Below are 24976 nucleotides of genomic sequence, written 5' to 3'. Positions count from 1 at the left end.
GATGTCCTCTGATTTACGTAGGCGCCCGGACCGTCCGAGCGACGCTGGTCACTGCGGTGACCGAAGAAAGAACATAACGCGCTGATAACAGAATTGTCGAGAGCAACAGAATATTTTTTTAATTTTGTGGATTCAGGCGCCCCAGCACCCAATCGTTTACCCATTGGTCGTTTAGCAGATAATTATCCCGCAGCGTGCCCTCTAACGTGAAACCATTCTTTTCCAGAATGCGCCGGGACGGCCAATTCCCCTCTATGACCAGAGCTTTGAGTTTATGAAATTCTGCCTGTAGCAAGAAGTCGCATAGTGCCTTGAGCGCTTCACTGCCGTAGCCGTTTCCAGTGAACCGATGGCAGAGCATGTAGCCGACCTCGGCCTGCCGATAAGGCTGCCATTCGGCACTGCATCCGAACAGGCCAATGGGTTCATTGGTTTCGCGCAAGCGCGCCACCAGGCACAGCATGTGGAAGCTGGTGACTTGCCAGGGTGCGAGGCGTTCAGTGAAGCGCTGACGAATGTCGTTTTCGTCAGGGATTTCACTGACCCAGGTCATGGTGCCGGGATCTTCATGTACCGCTTTGAATATTTGCCAGTCTTCGGGTTGTAAGCGTGTCAGGGACAAGCGAGGGGTAAGAAGTTGCATTGCTGCGCTCCGCGAAATAACTCATGGCAACATAGCAAACCGAGTCATTGACAACCAGCGTTCCGCGCAGGGATAACTAATCCTCTTTTTGTTACTCAAGTTTTCCTCTTTTTGGGAATTTAAGGAGATTGAGGGAGTTGGGAGCTGGGAGCTGGATTTAAAGTTGCTGTTGGTTGGGAGCCAGGGCCAGAACGGACCAGCCCGATCGCAAAGACAAAACGCATCCGTGCAGATCGGCTGGGCCATCCATGGCCCAGACGCTTTGCTCTTCGGGCTGGCCCGCTCTGGCCTTGAGCTGAATGCGTTGCTGTTTCAAAAACGCGCGGAGGATGCTGGAGAAACTGGCAGGCTATTTGAAGTGCTTTGATATTCGGGTTGGTTTGTTTTGGGCATGAGCTGAAGACGTTGCTGTTTAAAACCGCGCGGAGGATGCTGGAGAAATTGGCAGAAAATTGATCTAAACCATGAGAAGCGTTTTGCAGGTGTCGCGGCGCTGGCAGATCTTGATCACATTTTTTATCATAACCTCACCCAGGTTCACTCCGAGAGATGCCCTTGCCTTCCCACTTTGACATGCTGCTGGCGGTATTTGACCGCGCTGCGCTGATGCTGATTTGTCTGTTCTTCCTTACCCGCACGCGGGTATTCCGTCAGCTGCTGCAAAAAGATGAGCATTCGATCCAAGAAAAGGTGGTGGTGACAGCGATTTTCTCGCTATTTGCGCTGTTTAGCACCTGGTCCGGCATTAACGTAGATGGTTCGCTGCTGAACGTGCGTGTGATAGCGGTGATGTCCGGCGGTATTCTGTTTGGCCCCTGGGTTGGCATCGCGACAGGGGTGATCGCGGGCATACATCGTTATCTGATCGATATGGATGGTGTCACGGCCGTGCCTTGCCTGATTACCAGTATCATTGCCGGTGTCGCTTCTGGCGTCATTAATCGCCGCGTGAGCAAAGAGCAGCACTGGCGCGCCGGTATTCTTGGCGGCATGCTGTGCGAAACCCTCACCATGGTTCTGATTGTGTTATGGGCTCGGCCGATGGCACTGGGCTTTTCCATTGTTTCTGAGATCGCTTTACCGATGATTCTCGGCGCATCGAGCATTGGCTTGATTGTGCTGTTAGTGCAGAGCGTGGAAGGGGAAAAAGAGGCGATTGCCGCGCGCCAGGCCAAGCTGGCACTGGAGATAGCCAATAAAACTCTGCCGCTGTTTCGTCAGGTGAATAGCCAGTCACTTCGCCAGGTATGCGCGATTATTCGTAGCGATATTCACGCCGATGCCGTGGCCATCACCAATACCCAACAAATTCTCGCCTATGTCGGTTACGGTGAACATAACTATCAAAATGGGGATGATGGCATCAGCCCGACTACCGCGCAGTCAATCGCGAGCGGCAAAATCATCATTAAGAATAATGATGAAGCCCATCGCACCAAAGATATTCACTCGATGCTGGTTATTCCCCTTTGGGAAAAAGGGGAAGTAACGGGCACACTAAAAATCTATTATCGTCGTGCGCATCGCATTACCGGATCGCTGAAAGAGATGGCTATAGGTTTGTCGCAAATTATCTCTACCCAGCTGGAGGTATCACGTGCTGAGCAGTTACGTGAGATGGCGAATAAAGCCGAGTTGCGCGCGTTGCAGAGCAAAATTAACCCGCACTTCCTGTTTAACGCGCTGAATGCCATCTCCTCTTCCATTCGTCTCAATCCGGATACGGCACGCCAGTTGGTGATTAATCTGTCGCGCTATTTGCGCTACAACCTTGAGCTTAACGATGACGAGCTGATCGACATTAAAAAAGAGCTGTGGCAGGTGAAGGATTACATTGCCATTGAACAGGCGCGCTTTGGCGATAAGCTCTCGATGATTTATGACATTGATGAAGATCTGCACTTCACGCTGCCAAGTTTGCTGATTCAGCCTTTGGTGGAAAATGCCATTGTGCACGGGATTCAGCCCTGCCGTGGCAAAGGTGTGGTGACGTTGAGTGTGAAAGACCTCGGGGAGAGTGTTCGTGTTGCGGTGCGTGATACGGGCGCAGGTATCAGTGAAGAGGTGATTGGCCGGGTGGCACGCGATGAGATGCCGGGTAACAAAATCGGCCTGCTTAATGTGCATCATCGGGTGAAGCTGCTTTCCGGCCAGGGTCTGAGCATCACTCGTCATCATCTGGGCACGGAAATCGCCTTCACTCTGAGCAAAAACGGTCAGCGCATGGCTGCACCGTTTAGCCATATCACGGAACCCAGCTCGTGAAAGCCATTATCGTTGAAGACGAGTTTCTTGCTCAGCAAGAGTTGAGCTGGATGATCCAGCAGCATAGTCAGATCACTATCGAAGCCTGTTTTGATGATGGGCTGGAGGTGCTGAAGTATCTGCAAAACCATCGCGTCGATGTCATTTTCCTCGACATCAATATCCCTTCGCTGGATGGCATGCTACTGGCACAAAACATAAACCAATTTGCGCATAAGCCGTTGATAGTTTTTATCACCGCATGGAAAGAGCATGCGGTGGATGCTTTTGAACTGGATGCGTTTGACTACATCCTCAAGCCCTATCATGAGTCGCGTATTATCACCATGCTGAACAAGCTGGAGGCCAGCGCACAGCAGCAACTCGCACAGCCGTCCACTCAGCAAAGTGCGCCGCAAACCGTTAACCTGGTGAAAGATGAGCGCATTATCGTGACAGATATCAACGATATCTATTATGTTGAAGCGCACGAAAAACTGACGTTTGTTTATACCCGCCGCGAAGCGTATGTGATGTCGATGGCGATCAGTGAATTCTGCAGTCGCCTGCCAGAACCGCTCTTTTTCCGCTGTCATCGATCGTACTGCGTCAACCTCAGCAAAATTCGTGAGATCGAGCCGTGGTTTAACAATACCTATCTGGTGAAGTTACGCGATTTGGATGCGCAAGTGCCGGTGAGTCGCAGCAAGGTGAAGGCGTTTCGCCAGTTGATGAGGTTGTAAAGCGAGCAGCAGGACGCTGCTCGCCTGAACAGATTACAGCACGCGACCCAGTGTCTGGCGCAGATGTGCGCCCGCGCCCAGCAGGCCTGGCTGATCGTGCGTGATCATATACACCGGGATATCGACCAGATAATCACGGAAGCGGCCTTTATCTTCAAACGCGGCACGGAAGCCGGAAGCTTTGAAGAAGTCGAGGAAGCGCGGCACAATTCCCCCTGCGATGTACACGCCACCGAAGGTACCAAGATTGAGCGCCAGGTTGCCGCCGAAACGCCCCATGATCACGCAAAACAGTGACAGCGCGCGACGACAATCGATGCAGCTATCTTTCAATGCACGCTCGGTGACATCTTTCGGCTTGAGGTTTTCAGGCTCACGGCTGTCAGATTTGACGATGGCGCGATAGAGATTCACCAGACCGGAGCCTGACAACACGCGCTCTGCCGACACATGACCCAGCTCCGCGCGCAGCACTTCAAGAATCTCGCCCTCTTCTTCGCTGTTCGGGGCGAAGTCAACGTGCCCACCCTCACCCGGCAGGCTAATCCAGCGCTTATCTACGTGCACCAGATGACTCACGCCCAATCCGGTGCCTGCACCGTAAATCGCAATCGGTTTGCCTTCAACCGGCCCTTTACCGCCAAACTGAATCACTTCATTTTCGGCCAGCATCGGAATAGCCATCGACACGGCGGTGAAATCATTGATGATTTCCAGGCTGTCGAATGCCAGATGCTCTTTCATCTCACGCGTTGAGAATGCCCAATCGTGATTGGTCATCTCCACCCAATCACCGGTGATAGGACAGGCAATCGCGATACAGGCATGCTTAATGTCCAGCTTTTGTTCGTCGAGATAAGCACGAATCACTGCTTCGAGATTGTCGTAGTCTGATGTTGAGAATGTTTTGGCCTGGGAGATGGCACCGGTTTCCACCTCACACAGGGCGAGACGGGCGTTGGTACCGCCCACATCGCCGACCAGGGCGTATTTTGTCATTCTTCTGCTGCTCCGCTTGGGTCATAAACAATTGCAGGACACTATATAAGAGCCTGCCAATAAAACAATAACGCCCACCAGCACGATGGGCGTAAACACTTCTGGTGCGTGCCACAGCCTGACAATCAGCGGCTTCACTGTATAGAGGCAACTTTCCGAAACTGCGGACTTATCACGCCTGGCGTTATCGTCGTAGCCTCACGGGAATCGGACGGTGCGGAGAAACCGGAGCGTACCGGGAGTACGTGAGGATTTCAGGCGCCGCCTGGTCTAAAGTGACAAAGCTTAAGCCGGTTAGCGGCTAGCCGCTGTTGCGCTGGTGCAGAGCCGCCGTGACTTTACGCAATAGCGGCGGCAGATCTTGTTTTTCCATCACCACTTCCACCAGCGTCAGGCGACGATGATGCATCAATTGCTCCATCACCGCCGTTAACTGCACCGTTTCGCTCACGCGCCAGCTTTGTGCGGCACACTGGACGCTCATCGCATGTGGCAACGCAGTCCAGTTCCACTGCGCGATGTCGTTATAGCGCTGTTCAGCGCCATGAATCGCCCGCTCAACCGTGTAGCCTTCATTATTGATCAGGAAAATAATTGGCTGTTGCCCATCACGCTGCATGGAACCCAGTTCCTGGATCGTCAGCTGCGCTGAACCGTCACCGATAATCAAAATGACGCGCCGGTCAGGATGTGCCGTTTGTGCACCAAAGGTCGCCGGTAGAGTATAGCCAATCGATCCCCATAGCGGTTGCACCAGCAATTGCGCGCCTGGCGGCAAACGCAGCGCGGCCGCACCGAAGGCGGCCGTGCCCTGATCGGCCAGGATAATATCATCCGGCTGCAGGAAGCGCTGCATCGCCTGCCAGAATGCGCGCTGACTGATTACCGCATCATCGTTTTGCTCAATTTCTTCGCAAGATGCGGTGTCAGCCAACGCCCAATCTGCGCAGTGGCGTTGATAAACGGGCAATAATGCGGCGAGGGCTTGCGCCATGCTAAGCGGCGCAAAGCGTTCGCCACCCACCGTAGCGTGAAACGGTTGCAGGTCGATAACGCGCTCTGCAGGTAATTGCTGAGTGAAACCGGCGGTCAAGGTATCGGTGAAACGCACGCCCACGCAGAACGTCACGTCCGTCTCCTCGATAGCACGGCGCACCTGATCGCTGCTGCCCTCGGCCGCATAAGTGCCAACATAGCCTGCCTGTTGCTCATCAAGCACGCCTTTGCCCATCAGTAATGTGGCGGCGGGAATGGCGCGCAGTTGGCGGAGTGAAAATAGCTGTGATTGCAATTGCCAACGTGAAGCAAGGAAATCGGCCAGTAACGCCACGCGCTGTGCAGGAGCCAGTAAGCGTTCAGCGGCAGCAGCAAAAGCTGTCGCAACTACGGTTTCCTGATGGACATGCGCAACGGGCTGGGCATCAGGCACCGTAATCTCCGTCGCCGCAACATCCACCGCCAGCAGCAGATAGCCGGGCCGGTGTTGGTCAAGCGCTTCCGCTATCACGCGGTCAATTTCTTCAGCTGCATTCTCCGCAGTTAGCACCGCGCTGGCGGTACTGACCTCTTGTGCCATGCGCAGGAAATGATGGAAGTCGCCATCACCCAGTGAATGATGTACACAGTCACCTTGCTGTTGCGCACGACTGGCTGGCGCGCCAACAATATGAATAACCGGGACATATTCGGCATAGCTGCCCGCAATCCCATTGATCGCACTCAGTTCACCCACACCAAAAGTGGTGAGCAATGCAGCAGCGCCGTTGCAACGACCGTAGCCATCCGCCGCGTATGCGGCATTGAGTTCATTGGCGCAGCCGACCCAGGCAATCTCGGGGTGCGCGATAACGCTGTCGAGAAATTGCAGATTGTAATCACCCGGCACACCGAACAGATGACGGATACCAGCTTGCTGTAAACGGTGCAGTAAATAGTCGCCAACGTTGAGGGTTTTCATCGACAGCTCCTTCTTAAGGGGATGATCGAAGTATCAGCGATGTGGCTGAATTGGCGAGATTTTCACCATCAGCGCATGGTGATTTGTGGCAAGCAATCGTTACGACGACAGAAAATTCTGTAAGTTGCGATCTTCGGCGCGTTTCGGCTTAGTGTAAACGCATACACTGCTATGCTGATGTCACTTTCTCCCTAATTGAGACAGGAACGCTGCATGTCTGTATTTCCTCACCCCGAACGTTATCAACAGATGCAATATCGTCGTAGTGGCCGTACCGGCCTGAAATTGCCGGCCATTTCGCTCGGTTTATGGCACAACTTTGGCGACAGCACGCGCGTTGATAACAGCCGTGAATTACTGCGCCACGCCTTTGATCGCGGCATCACGCACTTCGACCTCGCCAATAACTACGGACCCCCGCCGGGTTCCGCCGAATCCAATTTTGGTCGCATTTTGCGTGAGGATTTTGCCGGATTGCGCGATGAGTTGGTGATTTCCACCAAAGCCGGTTACACCATGTGGGACGGCCCTTACGGCGACTGGGGCTCACGCAAGTATCTGATTTCCAGTCTGGATCAGAGCCTCAAGCGCATGGGGCTGGAGTATGTCGATATCTTCTACCACCATCGCCCTGACCCGGAGACGCCGCTGGAAGAGACCATGCGTGCGCTGGATCAGGTGGTGCGTCAGGGTAAAGCGCTGTATGCCGCCATTTCCAATTATCCGGCAGATAAAGCAGCCGAAGCGATCGCCATTCTGCGCGATCTGGGCACCCCTTGCCTGATTCATCAGCCGAAATATTCCATGTTCGAACGTGCACCGGAAGAGCAAGGTTTACTGGATGTGCTAGGTGATAATGGCGTCGGCTGCATCGCTTTCTCTCCGCTGGCCGGCGGCGTGTTGACCGATCGCTATCTGCAAGGCATCCCGGAGGATTCGCGTGCCGCCAGCGGCAGTCAATTCCTCAATGAGAGCCAGTTGACGCAAGAGAAGATGGAAAAAGTGCGTAAGCTACAGGCCATCGCGCAACAGCGTGGGCAGAAGCTGGCGCAAATGGCGCTGAGCTGGGTGCTACGTGATGCGCGTGTGACTTCGGTGCTGATTGGTGCGAGTAAAACTACGCAAATTGATGATGCCGTTGAGATGCTAAGCCAGCCCATGCTGACAACTGAAGAGATCGAAGCGATTCATAACATATTAGTGTAAACGCTTACCTACCCGGCTCATGCCGGGTATTTTCCGCAGCAGAAAATTCTCAATTCAGATTTCCCGCAACGTTTTCAGACTCACTCTCAAGGCAACACTGGACCGATGTGGCACACTAGCGCAACGGTGGCAGTGATAAGCCACTGAAAAGGAGAAGTTATGAAACGTGCAATTTTGTTTGCCGCCTTGCTGGCAACACTTTCACCCCTGGCAATGCACACAGCAGAAGCCAACAGTGCCACCCTGACGCTGGCTCCGGGTGTCACGCTGCATCTCGGCGATCGCGACCGTCGAGGTTACTATTGGGATGGCGGCCGCTGGCGCGAGCCGCGTTGGTGGAATGACCGTTATCGCTACAACGATCACCGCTGGTGGCGTCATGAAGAGTGGCGTCGCCATGAGGCTTACGAACGTGAGCGCGAACGCCGCTGGCATGAACGGGAACGCCGTGAGCATTGGCGCCATGACCATCGTCATGATGATCGCCGCGACCATCACGATCACCACCATCATTAATATAAAAATCCCGGCTTAAAAGCCGGGATTTTCTTTTCTTCGTGTTGACCAGGCAAAGAGTTACCAGCCGAGCGCCTCGCCCACCAACAGATAGAGATTCAATGCCACTACCAGCACCACTATCAGGCGTCCGGCGTTCTGCATCAGGCGTGAATTGACCATCTCATCGCCCATCAACTCACGGTTGCCGGTAAAGGCCAACAGCGGGATCAACGCCAGTGCGATACCGAAACTCAACAGTACCTGGCTCATCACCAGAATGCGTGTAGGATCCCATCCGGCCCAGATCACGATAAAGGAAGGCAGCATGGTGATAGTGCGGCGCAGCCACAGCGGAATGTGGAAGCGAATAAAGCCCTGCATCACGACTTGCCCCGCCAGCGTTCCCACCACAGTAGAAGACAAGCCTGCCGCCACCAGACTTAATCCAAATACAATGGCTGCTGCGCGGCCCAATAAAGGTTGCAGCGTTAAATAAGCCTGATCGAGGTCAACGATGCTGGTGTGGCCACTGAAGTGAAAAGCCGCCGCCGCAGTCGCCATCATCGCCAGATTCACAAAGCCGGCAATGGTCATGGCAATTGCCACATCCAGTTTGGTTGATGAGTAGCGATCCGCTTTGCTGCCAATGTTACCGTGTTGCGTCAGTGCCGAGTGCAGGTAAATCACGTGCGGCATGATGGTGGCACCCAGCACACCGGCAGCGAGGAACACCGCGTCAGAGGTTGGCAGCGAAGGCAGCGCCATACCGGTGACCAGTTCACTCACTTTCGGCTGCGAGAAAAACAGCTCAACAATATAGGCAGCGGCGACAAACAACAGCAGGCCGCCAATCACCAATTCCAGCGGCTTCTGCCCCCGGCTTTGCAGCATCAAAATCAGGTAGGTGGCGACCCCCGTGAGCACTGCGCCTTGCAGTAGCGAAATCCCCAGTAATAATTTAAAGCCCAGCGCCGCACCGATAAATTCAGCAAGGTCAGTGGCCATGGCGATGATTTCCGCCTGCACCCAGTAGAACCACACCGCCGGGCGCGGAAAACGATCGCGGATATGTTCTGCAAGATTTTTACCGGTGGCTATACCGAGTTTGGCCGACATCAGCTGAATCAGCATCGCCATCACATTGGCCCAGACCACCACCCACAGCAGTTTGTAGCCGTAGGCCGCACCTGCCTGAATGTTGGTGGCAAAGTTACCGGGATCGATATAACCAATCGCCGCGATGAAGGCGGGGCCCAGCAGCGCGAGCTTGATCTTTCTGGCTCCGCGAGCGGCGCGCTCAGCGGTGCGACTTTCTGACATAGTGTGGACCCTGTCCTAACGCTTGTTGACCCGTGCAGCTTAGCGGGCGCTCAAGGCAAGTGAAATTTGATTATAGTTATCGTATTAATAGATGATGCTATGAAGTATAGCCATTGCTATACCTTGCGGTAAAGCCAGTTCTTGCCAAAATGTTTGCAACAGGAATCACTCTACTCCCGGGTTATTTTATAGACAATGTTTTTGTGGATATTTCTTGTGAAGGCTTTGTGAAGACGTTGTGAGCGGTGAGACTATTCTTAGAAATTTGTCGATACCGAATACTTATAATGTGGTTTTGATCTCGTTTTTAAGTAACGCGTTACATAGAATACGCAACAAAATACAACCCTCCTCAAATTTGGAGCCGACATGTCCCATATTTTGCACTTTCTATTGGCATTAGTGGTGGTAGCCGCACTGGCCTTATTGGTCAGTCACGATCGTAAAAGCATCCGCATTCGTTACATCGTTCAGCTTCTGGTGATCGAAGTTCTGCTGGCGTGGTTCTTCCTTAACTCTGAGGCGGGCCTCGGCTTCGTCAAAGGGTTTGCAGGTCTGTTTGATCATCTGCTCAAGTATGCCGCCGAAGGTACCAACTTCGTGTTTGGCAACATGAACGACAAAGGCCTGGCGTTCTTCTTCCTTAATGTTCTGTGCCCGATCGTATTTATCTCGGCGCTGATCGGTATTTTGCAGCATTTCCGTATCCTGCCATGGGTGATCCGCGGCATCGGTACCGTGCTGTCAAAAGTGAACGGTATGGGCAAACTGGAATCCTTTAACGCCGTAAGCTCACTGATTTTGGGACAGTCAGAAAACTTTATCGCGTATAAAGATATCCTCGGCAAAATGTCGCAGCGTCGCATGTACACCATGGCTGCAACGGCGATGTCGACGGTTTCCATGTCCATCGTGGGCGCCTACATGACTATGCTGCAACCGAAGTATGTAGTTGCTGCACTGGTACTGAACATGTTCAGTACCTTTATCGTGTTGTCACTGATCAACCCTTATCGCGTTGATAGCGAAGAAGATCTGCAGTTGCAGGATCTGCACAAGGGTCAGAGCTTCTTCGAAATGCTGGGTGAATACATCCTCGCCGGTTTCAAAGTGGCGATCATCGTTGCCGCCATGCTGATTGGTTTTATCGCCCTGATTTCTGGCCTGAACGCGCTGTTTGACCTGATCTTCGGCATCAGCTTCCAGGGTGTGCTGGGTTATGTGTTCTACCCGTTCGCGTGGGTGATGGGCGTGCCGTCCAGCGAAGCGCTGCAGGTGGGCAGTATCATGGCGACCAAGCTGGTTTCTAACGAATTCGTGGCGATGATGGATCTGCAGAAAATCGCCGGTCAGCTGTCACCGCATGCGGAAGGCATTCTGTCAGTGTTCCTTGTGTCCTTCGCTAACTTCTCTTCTATTGGGATTGTGGCAGGTGCGATTAAAGGTTTGAACGAAGAACAGGGTAACGTGGTTTCACGCTTCGGCCTGAAATTGCTGTACGGTTCAACCCTGGTGAGCGTGCTTTCTGCCGCTATCGCCGGTCTGGTTCTGGCCTTCTGATGTTTAGGGCGAGCTGCGGCTCGCCCTTCTCTTCTTAATTATGCCTTTCTGTTCTATCTCACTTCGATTCCCGCTTATCCCCGCCAATCGCCACTTCCCCGCTAAACGCAAAACCTTTGCACAATATTGAATTTCCTTCACGGTTGCCTGCGCCCGTAGCTTTTCTCCATAACGTCACATCTGGAGAATCGTATGAGCATTCAATTTCTTGGCATGATTGGCCACCGACTGGCTTCCGAGATCATCCCCGCCAGCGGCCCGCTGTTTGATAAAGATTACATCGCACGTTTCGCTCGCGCCCATGAAGAAGCGGGCTTTGACCGTATTTTGGTGGGGTATTGGTCCGATCAACCGGATGGCTTTCTGGTCACCGCCCACGCGGCGGCACACACTTCCTCACTGAAATTCCTGCTGGCACACCGTCCGGGCTTTGTCGCACCGACCCTGGCCGCACGCAAGCTGGCAACGTTGGATCAACTGACCGATGGTCGTCTGGCGGTGCATATCATCAGCGGCGGTAGCGATATCGAGCAGCGTCGCGATGGCGATTTCCTGAATAAAGCCGAACGCTATGCACGCAGCGACGAGTTCCTCACCGTGCTCAGGCAGAGCCTGGAGTCCAGCCAGCCTTATGATCATAAGGGAAACTTTTACCAGGCTGAGCAGGCGTTTTCAGCCATCAAGCCCGTGCAGAAAAAACTGCCGGTGTATTTTGGCGGATCGTCACAGGAAGCCATTGAGGTGGCTGCACGCCATGCCGATGTGTTTGCCTTGTGGGGCGAACCGCTGAAAGGAGCGGAAGAGACGGTGCGCACCGTGCGAGCCGCTGCGGCCCAGCACGGACGTGAAATCGACTTCAACATCTCGTTCCGCCCGATTATCGGTAAAACCGAGAAAGAAGCCTGGGAGCGAGCCGAGCATATCCGCGAACTGGCCGAAAAACAGTTGCAAGAGACCGGCTTCGCCTTTGGCAAACCTAAGCCGCAAAGCGTCGGGGCACAGCGCCTGCTGGCCGCCGCCAATGAAGGCGATCGTCTGGACAAAGTGCTGTGGACTGGCGTGGCTAAACTGGTGCAAGGCGGCTACAACTCCACTGCACTGGTGGGTACCGCCGATCAGGTTTCTGACGCGCTGCTGGATTACTATCGTCTGGGCATCCACAGCGTGCTGATTCGCGGCTTCGATCCGCTGAATGATGCGGTGGAATACGGCGAAGAACTCATTCCGCTGACGCGTGAAAAAGTGGCCGCGCTTAACGCCAATGACAAAAGGAGCGCCTGATGCGTCTGGCTGCACTGTTTACCGGTGTTGCGCTGGCGCTCTCCACACTCAATCCACTGTTCGCCGCTGATAAAGTCACGCTGCGATTGGGCGATGTCAAAGGTGACCGCTTTGCTGCGTTAAAAGCGTCAGGCGAACTCAATAATCTGCCCTACGATCTGAAACTCACGGCATTTGATTCGGGTGCACCTGTGCAGGAAGCCTTGAATGCCGGTGCATTGGATGTCGGCTTCACGGGCGATCTGCCGTTCCTGTTTGTGTTCGCGGCTGGCGCGCCGGTGAAAGCCGTGGGCGCATGGCAGAACAATCCTGACAGTATCGCGCTGCTGACGCGTCCCGATGCCGGAATTCACCGTTTGCAGGATTTGAAAGGCAAGCAGATTGCGGTCAATCGCGGCGGATGGGGCCACTATCTCCTGCTTGGGTTGCTGGAGCGTGCTGGTTTAAAACCAGACGATGTCACGCTGCGTTTCCTTGGCCCTGTTGATGGTCGCGCCGCACTGACTTCAGGAGCCGTATCGGCCTGGGCGCCATGGGAACCTTATATCGCTACCTCCACTGCTGTAGATGGCACGGTGCGCGTTGCTGACGGCGGCGGCAAAGGCATTATGTCGGGTTATTCGTATGCGCTGGCGCGTGACGAGGCCTTACATGATGCCGGTAAGCTTAAAGCGATTGCCGATCTACTGGCGCGTCTGGCTAAGGCACAAATCTGGGCGCAGCAACATCCGCAGGAGTTTGCCAGCGTGCTGGGTAAGACACTGAATATGCCCACCAATATCACCAGCAGCTGGATTGCTGATGCACGTATTCGTCCACTGGTGTTTGATGCCAGCCTGATCCCCACCCTGCAAAAATCGGCTGACTTCTTCCATCGCTATCAGGTGCTGCCGAAAGCGATCGATGTCAGTAAAGCCTTTGATTTTAGTTTGTCGGCTCAGGCCAATCAGGTTGCCAAAAGCGCGCCGGGAGATAAATCATGAGTGCCAATCAGCATCATCGTTTACGCGATTTTGTCGGCAATCTGGCTACGTTACTCGACCAGAATCCCGATGAAGCCACCATTTTGCAACAGGGTAGCGTTTGGCTCGGAGAGTTAATCCAGCATGATGACTGGCTGGACGAGGCTTATACCCAGCCACATCCCGAACACTATCAGCAATATCTGCTGTATGCCGATGCCCGACAGCGCTTTTCAGTCGTGAGCTTCGTGTGGGGGCCGGGCCAGCAAACCCCGATTCACGACCATCGCGTATGGGGATTAATTGGCATGCTACGCGGTGCGGAGATATCACAATCCTGGCAGCCCGGGCCAAACGGCTTGCAGCCGGAAGGTGCACCAATACGCCTTGATCCCGGCAGCGTTGAAGCCGTCTCTCCCACCGTGGGCGATATTCATCGCGTCAGCAATGCCTATGACGATCGCGTCTCAATCAGCATCCACGTGTATGGCGCCAATATCGGCGCGGTAAAACGCGCGGTGTACCGCGAAGACGGCAGTGAAAAACAGTTTATCTCCGGTTACAGCAACCGTTACTTACCGAACATTTGGGATCTATCACATGAGTAAACCCGCATTCCCTTTCCGTCAGGCGACGGACATTCTTGAGTCACTGCGTCAACAGCAGGAAGTGGCGATTGTTGATGTCCGCGACGAAGCGCTGTTTGCCACCGGTCATCCGCTGTTTGCGGTCAATATCCCGCTTTCCAAACTGGAACTGGAACTACTGGATCGCATCCCGCAATTGACGACAGCTATCACGCTATATGATAACGGCGAAGGACTGGCACAGACGGCTGCGGAACGAATTGCAGCACTGGGTTACAGCAATATAGCGCTGTTAAAAGAGGATTTAGCCGGCTGGCAGGCTGCGGGCGGTGAGCTGTTTATTGATGTGAATTCGCCGAGTAAGGCCTTTGGTGAACTGGTTGAACATCACAATCATACCCCTTCCCTGTCAGCCGATGAAGTGCACAGCTTAATCAACAGTGATGCCAACGTGGTGGTGCTGGATGCGCGTCGCTTTGATGAATATCAGACCATGAGCATTCCAGGCGCCACCAGCGTACCAGGCGGTGAACTGGTGTTGCGCGTACGCGATATCGCGCCATCACCGGAAACCACGGTGATTGTGAACTGTGCGGGCCGCACGCGCAGCATTATTGGTACTCAGTCGCTGGTGAATGCGGGCATTCGCAATCCGGTGTTTGCGCTGCGTAACGGCACTATTGGCTGGACGCTGGCAGGCCACGCGCTGGAGCATGCTCAGTCGCGCCGATACGGTGAAGCCAGTGAAACGGCACAGCGCCAGGCTGCGACGAACGCGCGTAGCATCGCGGATCGCGCAGGCGTGGAGCGCATTCCTCTGGCAACACTCAAGCGCTGGCAGCAGGAAACACGCACCACTTATCTGTTTGATGTGCGTGACGCTGACGAGTATGCAGCGGGTCATCTGCCTGGCAGTCGTCATGTACCAGGCGGACAGCTGGTGCAGGAAACCGATCATTACGCCAGCGTGCGCGGTGCACGTATTGTACTGATTGATGACGATGGCGTGCGTGCCAACATGACCGCCTCCTGGCTGGCGCAGCTGGGCTGGCAAGTGTCGGTGCTGGAAGAGCTGCAGGCCAGTGATTTCAGTGCCACCGGTGCCTGGAAAGCGCAGGTTCCTGCTGTTGCGCAGCCCGAGTTTGTTTCGCCACAGCAGCTGGCGGAGTGGCTGGAAGAAGGTCAGACCCAGGTATTGGACTTCACCACGCACGCCAATCACCTTAACAGCCATATTCCGGGTGCGGGCTGGCTGCTGCGCTCAACGCTGCAAAAAGAAGGTAAAGCCATACTGCCAACGGCACGACGTTATGTGCTGACCTGCGGCAGCAGTTTGCTGGCCGGATATGCGGTTGACCAGGTGGCGGAACTCACCGGCAAGCCGGTGTTTGTGCTGGAAGGCGGCAATGCGGCCTGGCGCGCAGCGCACCTGCCGACCGAGCAAGGCGACCAGCAGTTGCTTTCACCGGCGATTGATCGCTACCGCCGTCCGTATGAAGGCACCGATATCGCACCTGCCGTGATGCAGGCGTACCTGGATTGGGAATACGGCCTGGTGGCGCAATTGGATCGTGATGGCACGCACGGCTTCCGTGTGTTGCCTGCTCAAGAACAAGCCGCAACCGCTTAACTCTTAGCGCCATAAATTGCGCCGCGACAAGATTGTGCATAATTTCAGTGCACACTATGCTCTGGCGGCACGATTTATGGCGCACTCTGATACAGTGCTGAATGCTGAACGAATAAGATGATCTCAGCGCGTGAGAAGCTGCTGCGGTGCGATTCATTGCGCACTCTGAGAAGAAGCTGGAATGCTGAACGCTGAAAGCTGAACACTGAACACTGAACGGATAAAATCATCGCAGTGCGTGAGAAGCTACTGCGGTGCGATTCATTGCGCACTCTCATGCAGTGCTGAATGCTGAATGCTGAACGGATAAAATCATCGCAGCGCGTGTGAAGCTACTGCGGTGCGATTCATTGCGCCCCCTGAGAAGAAGCTGGAATGCTGAATGGGTGAGATCATCTCAGCGCGCAGGAAGGAGCTCGCGCGATTTATGGCGCAATTCGTCGAGAGACTTGATATCAAAAGATGGGCGCATTTCAGAACGCTGGGAGTGTCGTCGCACTAATAATGACGCCATTCTGCATATAAAATGAGCAATTATGAATTCAGTAACTGTTGGATTGTGATGCTATTGTTCAGGACGAACAGAGATTTGGTGGAGATAAGCGGGATCGAACCGCTGACCTCTTGCATGCCATGCAAGCGCTCTCCCAGCTGAGCTATACCCCCACATCTGGAAATCTTTTTCAGTGCATCGTTAGAAACGATTTGGTGGAGATAAGCGGGATCGAACCGCTGACCTCTTGCATGCCATGCAAGCGCTCTCCCAGCTGAGCTATACCCCCAGCACCGAAAAACAGCCGATTTAACTCGACGGACGGCATCATATGAAACCGCTCCCTGAGTGTCAACGCCAAATTCTCGTTCTGTGTTCAATCGCTGAAAAAGGCGGCAACGCCCTACCGTAATGGCTTTTTTTTCAACGCAATTGCGCATATCGTTAACGCATTTTCGCATTTAACGCCCTGCAACCAAGGTTAAATCAGGGTTAAAGATGTTAGGAATAATCTTGTGTTCGTTACGGGTAAGTGTAAAACTTAGCGCGCTAATTAACCGGTCAACCTTCCAGGGTATATCACTCATTGATCGGCCAGCATTTTCCCCTTGTTCAATAAAAGAAAAGTGAATTATGTCGCTGCATACACCGAAAGAGATCGCCCAACTGGCGATTCAAGCGGGCGTGGCTAAAAGCCGTTTGCCTGTTTCCACCTTATTGATCCTTGGTTTTATGGCCGGTGCATTTATTGCCACCGGTTTTCTGTTGGATCTGCATGTTATCAACCAACTGCCTGCTGAATGGGGCTCCTTTGGCGGCTTCCTCGGCGCGGCGGTGTTCCCGGTTGGTCTGATACTGACCGTTCTGGCCGGTGGTGAACTGTTGACTGGCAACATGATGACCTTACCGATCGCGTGGTTCGCTCGCCGCATCAGCGGTTTGAGCGTGCTGCGCAACTGGTTCTGGGTCACGATTGCCAACTTTATTGGCAGCATCGCGGTCGCCTGGTTCTTTGGTCATATGCTGGGCATGACCGAAGGCGATTATCTGAAAAAGACCGTGGCGATTGCTCACGCGAAAGTGAATGCGGATTTCCTGCACGCGTTCATTTCAGGTATTGGCTGCAACTGGCTGGTGTGTCTGGCTGTGTGGCTAGCTTTTGCCAGTAAAGATATGGTCGGCAAAATCTTTGGCATGTGGTTCCCGGTGATGGCCTTCGTGGCGATTGGCTTCCAGCACGTGGTGGCGAACATGTTTATTGTGCCCGCCGCGATTTTTGCCGGACAAATGAGCTGGGCAGACTTTGCGCCAAACGTGATTGCCGTCTTCCTTGGCAACGGCGTGGGCGGTGCAATATTTGTTGGCCTCACCTATTTCCTTGCTTTCCGTCCTGCACAAGCTGAAACCAGCGAAGCTTAATATCCGATTTATGCCTTTTGTCATGAGACAAGAGGCATTTTCCTGCCTGATTACTTTTCCCCGTTACGTTTTGTTGTAATATGTACAGCTAATGTATTTAACAGGGACAGCATCGTGAAAAAGGAATGGCTCACCCCCGAGGAGCTCGCGCTGGAAACGGGCTACAGTCGGCAAACGGTGAATAAATGGATCAAACGCGAAAACTGGACAACCACGCCCAAGCCCGGTGTACAGGGTGGTAAGGCGCGATTGATTCATATTGATGAGCGTGTAAAAAGCTTTATTCAGTCTACCCGCCACGCGACCGAGCCGGCGGCCAATTACGGTGCTCAACAAAATACGTTACCTGCGTTATTAATAAATTCTGTCCAGCAAATGACAACCGCTGAGCAAGATCAACTGGCTGCATTGTTGCTACGCGAGGGGATAAGTGGTGTGCTGGAACGGCTAGGGATTAAAGAAGATTAAAAAAAGCCGGGCGCTCATGCTCCCGGCTTTTTTAATGCCCACGATAAGTGCAGCGGCAACGTTACAGGCTGCCGCTACCTCAATTAAGCCTGGGCTTCACGCTCAGCAATAAAGGCCAGCGCTTTATCGATGCGAGCCACGCTGCGGCTGCGACCAATCGCTTCGACAGTCACATCCAGTGCCGGAGACTGACCTGCACCGGTGACCGCCACGCGCAGTGGCATGCCCACTTTGCCCATACCCAGTTCGAGCGCATCGGCGGCACCCTGAATCGCGTTGTGCACATTCTCCGCATTCCACTCGCTGTCGCTCAGCGCAGCCAGTTTGTCACGCACCACTTCCAGTGGCTGACGCGCAACAGGGCGTAAATGTTTCTTCGCCGCATCGGCATCAAAAGCATCGAACTCTTCATAGAAGTAACGGCAAGAAGCGGCAATCTCGACCAGCGTTTTGCAACGCTCACCCAGCAGCGTCACCAGTTTCGCCAACTCCGGGCCGGTGCGGGTATCGATATTCTGCTGCTCGATGTGCCACTGCAGCTGCGTTGCCACGTATTCCGGCGGCAGCGTATTGATGTAGTGATGGTTCAGCCACTGCAGTTTTTCGGTGTTAAACGCACTGGCAGACTTACTGACAGCATCCAGGGTAAACAGCTCGGCCATCTCAGCCACGCTGAAAATTTCCTGGTCGCCATGTGACCAGCCCAAACGCACCAGATAGTTGAGCAACGCTTCCGGCAGATAGCCGTCATCACGGTACTGCATCACACCCACTGCGCCATGACGTTTCGACAGCTTCTTACTGTCATCACCCAGGATCATTGAGACGTGTGCGTAAGTTGGCACTTCTGCACCAATCGCCTTAAGGATGTTGATCTGGCGTGGCGTGTTGTTGATATGGTCCTCACCACGGATCACGTGCGTGATGCCCATATCCCAGTCATCCACCACTACACAGAAGTTGTAGGTTGGTGAACCATCGGTGCGGCGGATGATCAGATCATCCAGCTCCTGGTTACTGAACTCAATGGGTCCACGGATCTGGTCGTCAAAAATGACCGAACCCTCTTGCGGGTTACGGAAACGGACCACGCAAGGCTCATCCGCCGCATGATGTTCATGGCTGTCACGGCAGCGGCCGTCATAACGTGGCTTCTCGCCTTTCGCCATCTGCTCTTCACGCAGCGCGTCTAAACGCTCTTTAGAGCAATAGCATTTATAAGCGGTACCCGCTTCTACCATCTCATCGATGACCGCGTTGTAACGATCAAAGCGCTTCGTCTGATAGTACGGGCCTTCATCCCACTGCAGGTTTAGCCAGTTCATGCCATCCATGATGGCTTCAATGGCTTCCGGCGTTGAACGTTCCAGATCGGTATCTTCGATACGCAGAACGAATTCGCCCTTGTTATGGCGAGCATAAAGCCAGGAATAAAGAGCAGTACGGGCACCGCCCACATGCAGGTATCCCGTTGGGCTGGGTGCGAAGCGAGTTTTGATTTTCATTCAGCATTGCCTTAGATGCGCAGGTTTCTTTGTCTGGATGACAAAAAAACGGGTTAACGCGAAAAAACAGTGCGCATATTCTAGCAGGTGGGACGCTTTCCTCAATGACTCTCGCGGCGGCATCACAGATTGAAGTGCGTTTTTCTGCTAATAAAACCAGCACATTGGCTAAAAGCGCGGCATGCTGCCTAAATTTAAAGCGAACGCACATTTATGTTTTAAAAAGCGTTGACTCACTTCGAAGGATCCCTATAATGCGACTCCACACAGCGGGGGTGATTAGCTCAGTTGGTAGAGCATCTCCTTTACACGGAGGGGGTCGGCGGTTCGAGCCCGTCATCACCCACCACTCTAAAAGTGGCTCGCAGTGTACAAGAGTTTGAAGAGTAAGATATGGGCGATTAGCTCAGTTGGTAGAGCATCTCCTTTACACGGAGGGGGTCGGCGGTTCGAGCCCGTCATCGCCCACCATATCTTAGTCAGATGACACTCTTGTTAAGCAGTTCCGAAGTGGGCGATTAGCTCAGTTGGTAGAGCATCTCCTTTACACGGAGGGGGTCGGCGGTTCGAGCCCGTCATCGCCCACCACTTCGGGTCGTTAGCTCAGTTGGTAGAGCAGTTGACTTTTAATCAATTGGTCGCAGGTTCGAATCCTGCACGACCCACCAATGTAGAAAGGCGCCCTAAAGGCGCCTTTTTGCTATCTGCGATTTGCCCAACCTCACAAAACCTTTGCAAACACTTAACGCTTTGTGTGCTCAAGCCGTTTTATCCCCTTGCCGATAACGATAATGGTCTATTGCAAGGAGAAAACCATGTCGACTATCTCAAGTGTTAGCAGTATCAGTACGGCGAGCAGTGGTGGCGGTTCAACATCACAAATTGCCAGCCTGAATAAACAGATTCAAAGCCTGACCCAGCAAGTCAAAGATCTTTCCAACGACGATACCCTGACAGATGAGCAAAAATCTGAACAGGAGCAGATGCTGGAGTCACAAATTCAGATGGTTGAAGCTCAAATTGCACAAATTGAGCAACAGGCAGCTGAAAAGGCACAGCAGAAGCAGGAAGCCCAGCAACCCACCACGGAAAGTGCCACCAGCGCTCAAAAAGCCGATGGCATCAACCGTCCAACTGACACCAATCAAATCAACGTTTACGTTTAAAACGCCGGTTTGAGAGCACGTTGTTGCGCCAGCAAGCCTGCTTGTTGGCGCACCTCCTGCCAAATCGCTTCCGCGGCTGGCGTCAGGGAACGGTTTTTGCGTTTAATCAGCATGAGATTTCGATGAATTTCTGGATAGAGGCGTCGCACCGTCAGTTTCCGCCCCGCCGGCAGCGGTAACGCCAGAGCAGGTAAAATGCTGATGCCAATCCCTGCTTCCACCATCGGGAACAACGTGGCGGGATGGCCAATTTCCTGTACCACCTGCACCTGAATCGATAACTGCTGCAGCGCTGCATCCACCAGCAGACGGCTTCCTGAAGCATAATCCTGCAAAACCAGGTTGCGCCCCGCCAGCATCGTCCACTCCGCTTGCTCAACCCGGGCCAGTTCATCATCCGCATGGCACAACAGTAAAAACGGCTCCTGCAAAATCACTTCGTAATCCAGATCGGCATCTCCTAACGGCCCGATGACAATGCCAAAATCGACTTCCGCATTGCGAACGCTTTGTAGTACGGATTGCTGTGCGCGATCGTGCAGAATGACGCGAATATCCGGATAACGTTGCTGGCTACTCGCCAGACATTGCGGCATCAGATTCGCCGAAGGTGTCTGGCTGGCGGCAACACGCACGGTACCACTGCGCTGCTCGCCGTAACTGCGCACATCCAGCAGCGTGGTGTTTAACTCCTCCAGCAAACGCTCCAGGCGCGATGCCAGTTGATGCCCTGCTTCCGTCAGCATCACTTCGCGCGTGGTGCGGTCCAGCAAACGCACGCCCATCTCCGCTTCCAGCTCTTTAATACTGTGGCTGACCGCCGACTGGCTGAGCCCAATCGCCTGCCCTGCCTGGCTAAAACTGCCCTGCTGCGCCACGGCCACAAAGGTGCGTAACTGACGTAAGGTGTAATTCATCGATATCGCTCATAGATTGATGCAATAAATCAATTTTATTTCTAAACCCAGCTGGCGCACAATCAGCACCATCTTTTTTATTTTAACCGGATTGTAACAATGGGCTTTTTACGACTCGACCCGATGATGGTCAAACTCATCATCACTGTGCTGTTGGCCAGCTTCATCCCGGCCAAAGGCGGGTTTGTCGATTTCTTTGAATACCTGACCACTGCCGCCATCGCCCTGCTGTTCTTTATGCACGGCGCCAAGCTGTCACGCGAAAAAATCATAGCCGGCAGCAGCCACTGGCGTTTGCATCTGTGGATTATGTGCAGCACCTTCGTGGTATTCCCGATTCTTGGCTTGCTGCTGGTGTGGTGGCATCCGGTGAACGTTGGCCCAGAGATTTACACTGGCTTCATTTACCTATGTATTCTGCCTGCCACCGTGCAGTCTGCGATTGCGTTCACCTCCATGGCGGGGGGTAACGTTGCCGCTGCGGTCTGTGCCGCTTCTGCTTCCAGCCTGCTCGGCGTATTCATCTCACCGCTGCTGGTGAATCTGGTGATGAACGTGCACAGCGATGCGCCGAGCAATGGTCTGGAGCAGATTGGCAAAATCATGCTGCAACTGCTGGTGCCTTTTGTGATTGGTCATATGTCACGTCGCTGGATTGGCGGTTGGGTAGAGAAACATCGCAGCCTGATTGGTAAAACCGACCAGACCTCAATTCTGTTAGTGGTTTACTCCGCGTTCAGCGAAGCGGTGGTCAACGGTATCTGGCATCGCGTGGGTGTGGATACGCTGCTGTGGATTCTGGCGGGTAGCGTGCTGATCCTGTTTGTCGCGCTGGCGATTAACCTGGGTGCCTCGCGTCTGTTCGGCTTCAGCCGCGCCGATGAAATCGTGGTGCTGTTCTGTGGTTCGAAAAAGAGTCTCGCCAATGGCGTGCCGATGGCCAATATCCTGTTCCCGGCCAGCTCCGTGGGGATTATCGTGCTGCCGCTGATGATCTTCCATCAGGTGCAGTTGATGGTCTGCTCCTTCATCGCTCAACGCTATAAAGCGGGCAATGAGAAGCGGCTGGCGCAACAGCAAGTTGAAGTGCAGAAATCATAAGTAAAATGGCCCGCGATGGCGGGCCATTTTGTTATTCACTGCGTTTGAGTGGTTTAACTAACCCCTGCAATCCTTCAATTTTGATCGCTAAAGTCAGCTGCATCAGCTCGCCCAACTTCCCTGCCGGAAATTCGTTTTTACGCGCAAACCACAGCAGATACTCTTCTGGTACATCAATCAGCATGCGGCCTTTATACTTGCCGAATGGCATGGCGGTATTGGCGATTTCAACCAGCTGATGTTTGTCCACGTTAGGCTCCCAGAAGGCGAATCATTTCCGCTTCGTCGATCACGGGTATACCGAGCTCCTGCGCTTTCGCCAGTTTGGAACCCGCTGCTTCGCCAGCAATCAGTAAGTCTGTTTTCTTCGACACGCTGCCGCTCACTTTCGCGCCCAGCGCGACTAAACGTTCTTTGGCATCATCGCGGTTCATCTGTGACAGCGATCCGGTCAGCACCACGGTCTTGCCAGCAAACGGACTGTCGATCTCTTCAATATTCACCACTTCCACCTGCGGCCAATGCACGCCCACCTCTTCGGTGAGCTCGCGGATCACTTCGCGATTGCTCTCTTCTTCCATGAAGTTGCGCACATGCGCGGCCACCACTTTACCCACGTCCTGTACCGCAATCAGCGCATCCAGATCGGCGTTCATCACCTTCTCAAGATCGCCAAAATGATTGGCCAGATTGGCCGCAGTGGCTTCACCGACTTCACGGATGCCAAGGGCATACAGGAAACGAGGGAGCGTGGTGAGCTTGGCTTTTTCCAGCGCATCCACCACATTTTGTGCCGATTTCGGCCCCATGCGATCCAGCCCCGTCAGCTTGCCCGCCGTCAGACGGAACAGATCGGCAGGCGTGTGCACATACTCTTTTTCAACCAGCTGATCGATGATTTTGTCGCCCATGCCATCGACATCCATCGCACGTCGGGAAACGAAATGTTTGAGCGCCTCTTTACGCTGGGCACCACAAATCAGTCCACCGGTACAACGAGTAACGGCTTCGCCTTCCACGCGCTCGACATCCGAGCCACACACCGGGCAATGGCTGGGGAAGACGATTTCACGGGTATTATCCGGACGTTCGGATTCCACCACGTTGACCACCTGCGGAATCACATCTCCGGCGCGGCGAATCACCACTTTGTCGCCAATGCGCAGGCCAAGACGCGCAATTTCATCCGCGTTGTGCAAGGTGGCATTACTCACCACCACGCCAGCCACCTGCACCGGTTCCAGACGCGCGACGGGCGTAATCGCGCCAGTACGCCCCACCTGAAACTCAACATCGCGCACAAAGGTCATCTGTTCCTGCGCCGGGAATTTAAAGGCCACGGCCCAGCGCGGGGCGCGAGCAACAAAGCCTAACTGTTCCTGCAGCGCCTGCGAATCGACCTTGATGACCACGCCGTCAATATCGAATCCAAGTGACGGACGGTCTTGCTCAACCTGACGATAAAACTTCAGCACCTCTTCCGCCGTATGCGCGAGGCGAATACGGTCACTGACCGGCAAACCCCAGGCTTTAAATTGCTGCAGACGCTGCCAGTGACTGGCGGGCATATCACCGCCTTCCAGCAGGCCGAAACCGTAACAGAAGAAAGTCAGAGAACGTTTAGCGGTAATGCGCGGATCGAGCTGACGTAGCGATCCTGCCGCGGCGTTGCGCGGGTTGGCAAACACTTTCGCGCCGGTGCGACGTGCATCCTCATTGAGCTTCTCGAAGCCCGCTTCGGTCATAAAGACTTCACCACGTACTTCGACACGCGCAGGAATATTGTCGCCGTGCAGACGCAGCGGAATGGCATGGATAGTGCGCACGTTGGCGGTAATATTCTCGCCCGTTGTGCCATCACCGCGTGTCGCCGCACGCACCAGCAGCCCATCTTCATACAACAGGCTGACCGCCAGACCATCCAGCTTCAGTTCGCAACAGTAGGTCAAATCATCGCTGCTTTTCAGACGATCCTGCACGCGTTTATTAAAGGCCAGGAAACCGGCTTCATCGAAAGTGTTGTCGAGTGACAGCATGGGCACTTCGTGGCGAACTTGTTCGAAAGCGGCCAGCGGTGCTGCGCCCACGCGCTGAGTCGGCGAATCCGGGGTAATGAGATCAGGGTGTGCCGCTTCCAGTTCACGCAGTTGCTGCATCAGTCGGTCATATTCTGCATCCGGAATTTCCGGCGTATCCATCACGTGATAGAGGTACTCATGATGACGTAACGAGGTGCGCAGCGCGGTGATCTGCTCCTGAACCGATTTCATAGTGTTT

At 53.9% G+C, this 24976-nt stretch carries 21 protein-coding genes and 6 tRNA genes; 17 read left to right on the top strand and 10 right to left on the bottom strand.

Translation table 11 applies throughout. The annotated features are described in order from the left end of the window. Positions 1-118: 118 nt before the first annotated feature. Entirely contained in the window at positions 119-643 is a 525-nt protein-coding gene (locus LH22_RS08350) for a GNAT family N-acetyltransferase (protein WP_038645616.1), read from the bottom strand. Between the two features lie 573 nt (positions 644-1216). Here LH22_RS08350 and LH22_RS08340 point away from each other — a divergent pair. Together LH22_RS08340 and LH22_RS08335 are read left to right on the top strand one after the other, a co-directional pair. Then, positions 1217-2908 (top strand): sensor histidine kinase, encoded by a 1692-nt coding sequence (locus LH22_RS08340; protein ID WP_038649969.1) that lies wholly within the window; start codon positions 1217-1219, stop codon positions 2906-2908. Then, positions 2905-3630, top strand: a complete 726-nt coding sequence (locus LH22_RS08335) for a LytR/AlgR family response regulator transcription factor (RefSeq protein ID WP_038645613.1) — start codon at positions 2905-2907, stop codon at positions 3628-3630. Before LH22_RS08340 ends, LH22_RS08335 begins: the two co-directional genes overlap by 4 nt. Positions 3631-3663: 33 nt before the next feature. Here the strand turns inward: LH22_RS08335 and glk are convergent, their stop codons facing one another. Together glk and LH22_RS08325 are read right to left on the bottom strand one after the other, a co-directional pair. Then, a complete protein-coding gene (gene glk / locus LH22_RS08330) occupies positions 3664-4629 on the bottom strand; it encodes a glucokinase (protein WP_038645611.1) in 966 nt (321 codons plus the stop codon). A 301-nt stretch (positions 4630-4930) separates the two neighbouring features. Then, positions 4931-6586 carry a thiamine pyrophosphate-binding protein gene (locus LH22_RS08325; protein ID WP_038645609.1) on the bottom strand — a complete coding sequence of 552 codons (1656 nt, stop codon included), beginning with the start codon at positions 6584-6586 and terminating at the stop codon, positions 4931-4933. 213 nt (positions 6587-6799) lie between these two features. Between LH22_RS08325 and mgrA the strand changes: the two genes are divergently transcribed. Continuing rightward, complete coding sequence (gene mgrA / locus LH22_RS08320) at positions 6800-7792, top strand: L-glyceraldehyde 3-phosphate reductase (RefSeq protein WP_038645606.1); 993 nt, start codon at positions 6800-6802, stop codon at positions 7790-7792. Positions 7793-7951: 159 nt separating this feature from the next. Then, positions 7952-8308: a DUF2502 domain-containing protein gene (locus tag LH22_RS08315; RefSeq protein WP_038645604.1), complete on the top strand. Its 357-nt coding sequence runs from the start codon at positions 7952-7954 to the stop codon at positions 8306-8308. A 60-nt stretch (positions 8309-8368) separates the two neighbouring features. Here the strand turns inward: LH22_RS08315 and LH22_RS08310 are convergent, their stop codons facing one another. After that, positions 8369-9610 (bottom strand): Nramp family divalent metal transporter, encoded by a 1242-nt coding sequence (locus LH22_RS08310; RefSeq protein WP_034825925.1) that lies wholly within the window; start codon positions 9608-9610, stop codon positions 8369-8371. Positions 9611-9979: 369 nt separating this feature from the next. Here LH22_RS08310 and LH22_RS08305 point away from each other — a divergent pair, with 369 nt between their 5' ends. From LH22_RS08305 to LH22_RS08285, 5 genes are all read left to right on the top strand, one after another. Continuing rightward, a complete protein-coding gene (locus tag LH22_RS08305) occupies positions 9980-11170 on the top strand; it encodes a NupC/NupG family nucleoside CNT transporter (RefSeq protein ID WP_038645602.1) in 1191 nt (396 codons plus the stop codon). A 192-nt stretch (positions 11171-11362) separates the two neighbouring features. Next, positions 11363-12451 (top strand): LLM class flavin-dependent oxidoreductase, encoded by a 1089-nt coding sequence (locus tag LH22_RS08300; protein ID WP_038645600.1) that lies wholly within the window; start codon positions 11363-11365, stop codon positions 12449-12451. Next, the gene (locus LH22_RS08295; RefSeq protein WP_038645599.1) at positions 12451-13434 is read left to right on the top strand and encodes an ABC transporter substrate-binding protein; all 984 of its coding nucleotides are present in this window, start codon (positions 12451-12453) and stop codon (positions 13432-13434) included. The genes LH22_RS08300 and LH22_RS08295 overlap by 1 nt, the downstream gene beginning before the upstream one ends. Then, entirely contained in the window at positions 13431-14021 is a 591-nt protein-coding gene (locus LH22_RS08290; RefSeq protein ID WP_038645597.1) for a cysteine dioxygenase, read from the top strand. Before LH22_RS08295 ends, LH22_RS08290 begins: the two co-directional genes overlap by 4 nt. Further along, positions 14014-15630 (top strand): rhodanese homology domain-containing protein, encoded by a 1617-nt coding sequence (locus LH22_RS08285; protein WP_038645595.1) that lies wholly within the window; start codon positions 14014-14016, stop codon positions 15628-15630. Before LH22_RS08290 ends, LH22_RS08285 begins: the two co-directional genes overlap by 8 nt. A 590-nt stretch (positions 15631-16220) precedes the next feature. Here LH22_RS08285 and LH22_RS08280 read toward each other — a convergent pair. Both LH22_RS08280 and LH22_RS08275 read right to left on the bottom strand, forming a co-directional pair. After that, positions 16221-16296: transfer RNA gene (locus tag LH22_RS08280), tRNA-Ala, on the bottom strand. Positions 16297-16336: 40 nt separating this feature from the next. After that, positions 16337-16412, bottom strand: a tRNA-Ala gene (locus LH22_RS08275). A 344-nt stretch (positions 16413-16756) separates the two neighbouring features. On the opposite strand from LH22_RS08275, the gene LH22_RS08270 reads away from it, so the two are divergent. Together LH22_RS08270 and LH22_RS08265 are read left to right on the top strand one after the other, a co-directional pair. Next, the gene (locus tag LH22_RS08270; RefSeq protein ID WP_038645593.1) at positions 16757-17542 is read left to right on the top strand and encodes a formate/nitrite transporter family protein; all 786 of its coding nucleotides are present in this window, start codon (positions 16757-16759) and stop codon (positions 17540-17542) included. A gap of 114 nt (positions 17543-17656) precedes the next feature. Continuing rightward, entirely contained in the window at positions 17657-18010 is a 354-nt protein-coding gene (locus LH22_RS08265) for a YfeC-like transcriptional regulator (protein WP_038645592.1), read from the top strand. Between the two features lie 83 nt (positions 18011-18093). Here LH22_RS08265 and gltX read toward each other — a convergent pair whose 3' ends face one another. Beyond that, on the bottom strand, positions 18094-19515 hold the full coding sequence (gene gltX / locus LH22_RS08260; protein ID WP_038645590.1) for a glutamate--tRNA ligase: 1422 nt from the start codon (positions 19513-19515) through the stop codon (positions 18094-18096). Between the two features lie 273 nt (positions 19516-19788). Between gltX and LH22_RS08255 the strand changes: the two genes are divergently transcribed. The 5 genes from LH22_RS08255 to LH22_RS08235 all read left to right on the top strand — a co-directional run bounded on the left by LH22_RS08255 (position 19789) and on the right by LH22_RS08235 (position 20681). After that, positions 19789-19864: transfer RNA gene (locus LH22_RS08255), tRNA-Val, on the top strand. 46 nt (positions 19865-19910) lie between these two features. Continuing rightward, a tRNA-Val gene (locus tag LH22_RS08250) sits at positions 19911-19986 on the top strand. 41 nt (positions 19987-20027) lie between these two features. Further along, positions 20028-20103, top strand: a tRNA-Val gene (locus LH22_RS08245). Positions 20104-20107: 4 nt separating this feature from the next. After that, a tRNA-Lys gene (locus tag LH22_RS08240) sits at positions 20108-20183 on the top strand. 147 nt (positions 20184-20330) lie between these two features. Next, positions 20331-20681, top strand: coding sequence for a FlxA-like family protein (locus LH22_RS08235; protein WP_034825893.1), 351 nt, complete (start codon positions 20331-20333; stop codon positions 20679-20681). On the opposite strand, the gene LH22_RS08230 is transcribed toward LH22_RS08235, so the two are convergent. Next, the gene (locus tag LH22_RS08230; protein ID WP_038645587.1) at positions 20678-21598 is read right to left on the bottom strand and encodes a LysR family transcriptional regulator; all 921 of its coding nucleotides are present in this window, start codon (positions 21596-21598) and stop codon (positions 20678-20680) included. The two genes, LH22_RS08235 and LH22_RS08230, sit on opposite strands and share 4 nt — an antisense overlap. A 99-nt stretch (positions 21599-21697) precedes the next feature. Between LH22_RS08230 and LH22_RS08225 the strand changes: the two genes are divergently transcribed. Beyond that, the gene (locus tag LH22_RS08225; protein ID WP_034825889.1) at positions 21698-22699 is read left to right on the top strand and encodes a bile acid:sodium symporter family protein; all 1002 of its coding nucleotides are present in this window, start codon (positions 21698-21700) and stop codon (positions 22697-22699) included. A 31-nt stretch (positions 22700-22730) separates the two neighbouring features. Here the strand turns inward: LH22_RS08225 and LH22_RS08220 are convergent, their stop codons facing one another. Both LH22_RS08220 and ligA read right to left on the bottom strand, forming a co-directional pair. Next, complete coding sequence (locus tag LH22_RS08220; protein ID WP_038645584.1) at positions 22731-22949, bottom strand: DUF3820 family protein; 219 nt, start codon at positions 22947-22949, stop codon at positions 22731-22733. Between the two features lies 1 nt (position 22950). After that, a complete protein-coding gene (ligA, locus tag LH22_RS08215) occupies positions 22951-24969 on the bottom strand; it encodes an NAD-dependent DNA ligase LigA (protein WP_038645581.1) in 2019 nt (672 codons plus the stop codon). Positions 24970-24976: the final 7 nt, after the last annotated feature.

This window comes from Pantoea rwandensis, assembly GCF_000759475.1.
GTDB lineage: Bacteria > Pseudomonadota > Gammaproteobacteria > Enterobacterales > Enterobacteriaceae > Pantoea > Pantoea rwandensis_B.
The sequence above is the reverse complement of the archived record's forward strand: the minus strand, read 5'-3'. Positions and strand labels throughout refer to the sequence as shown.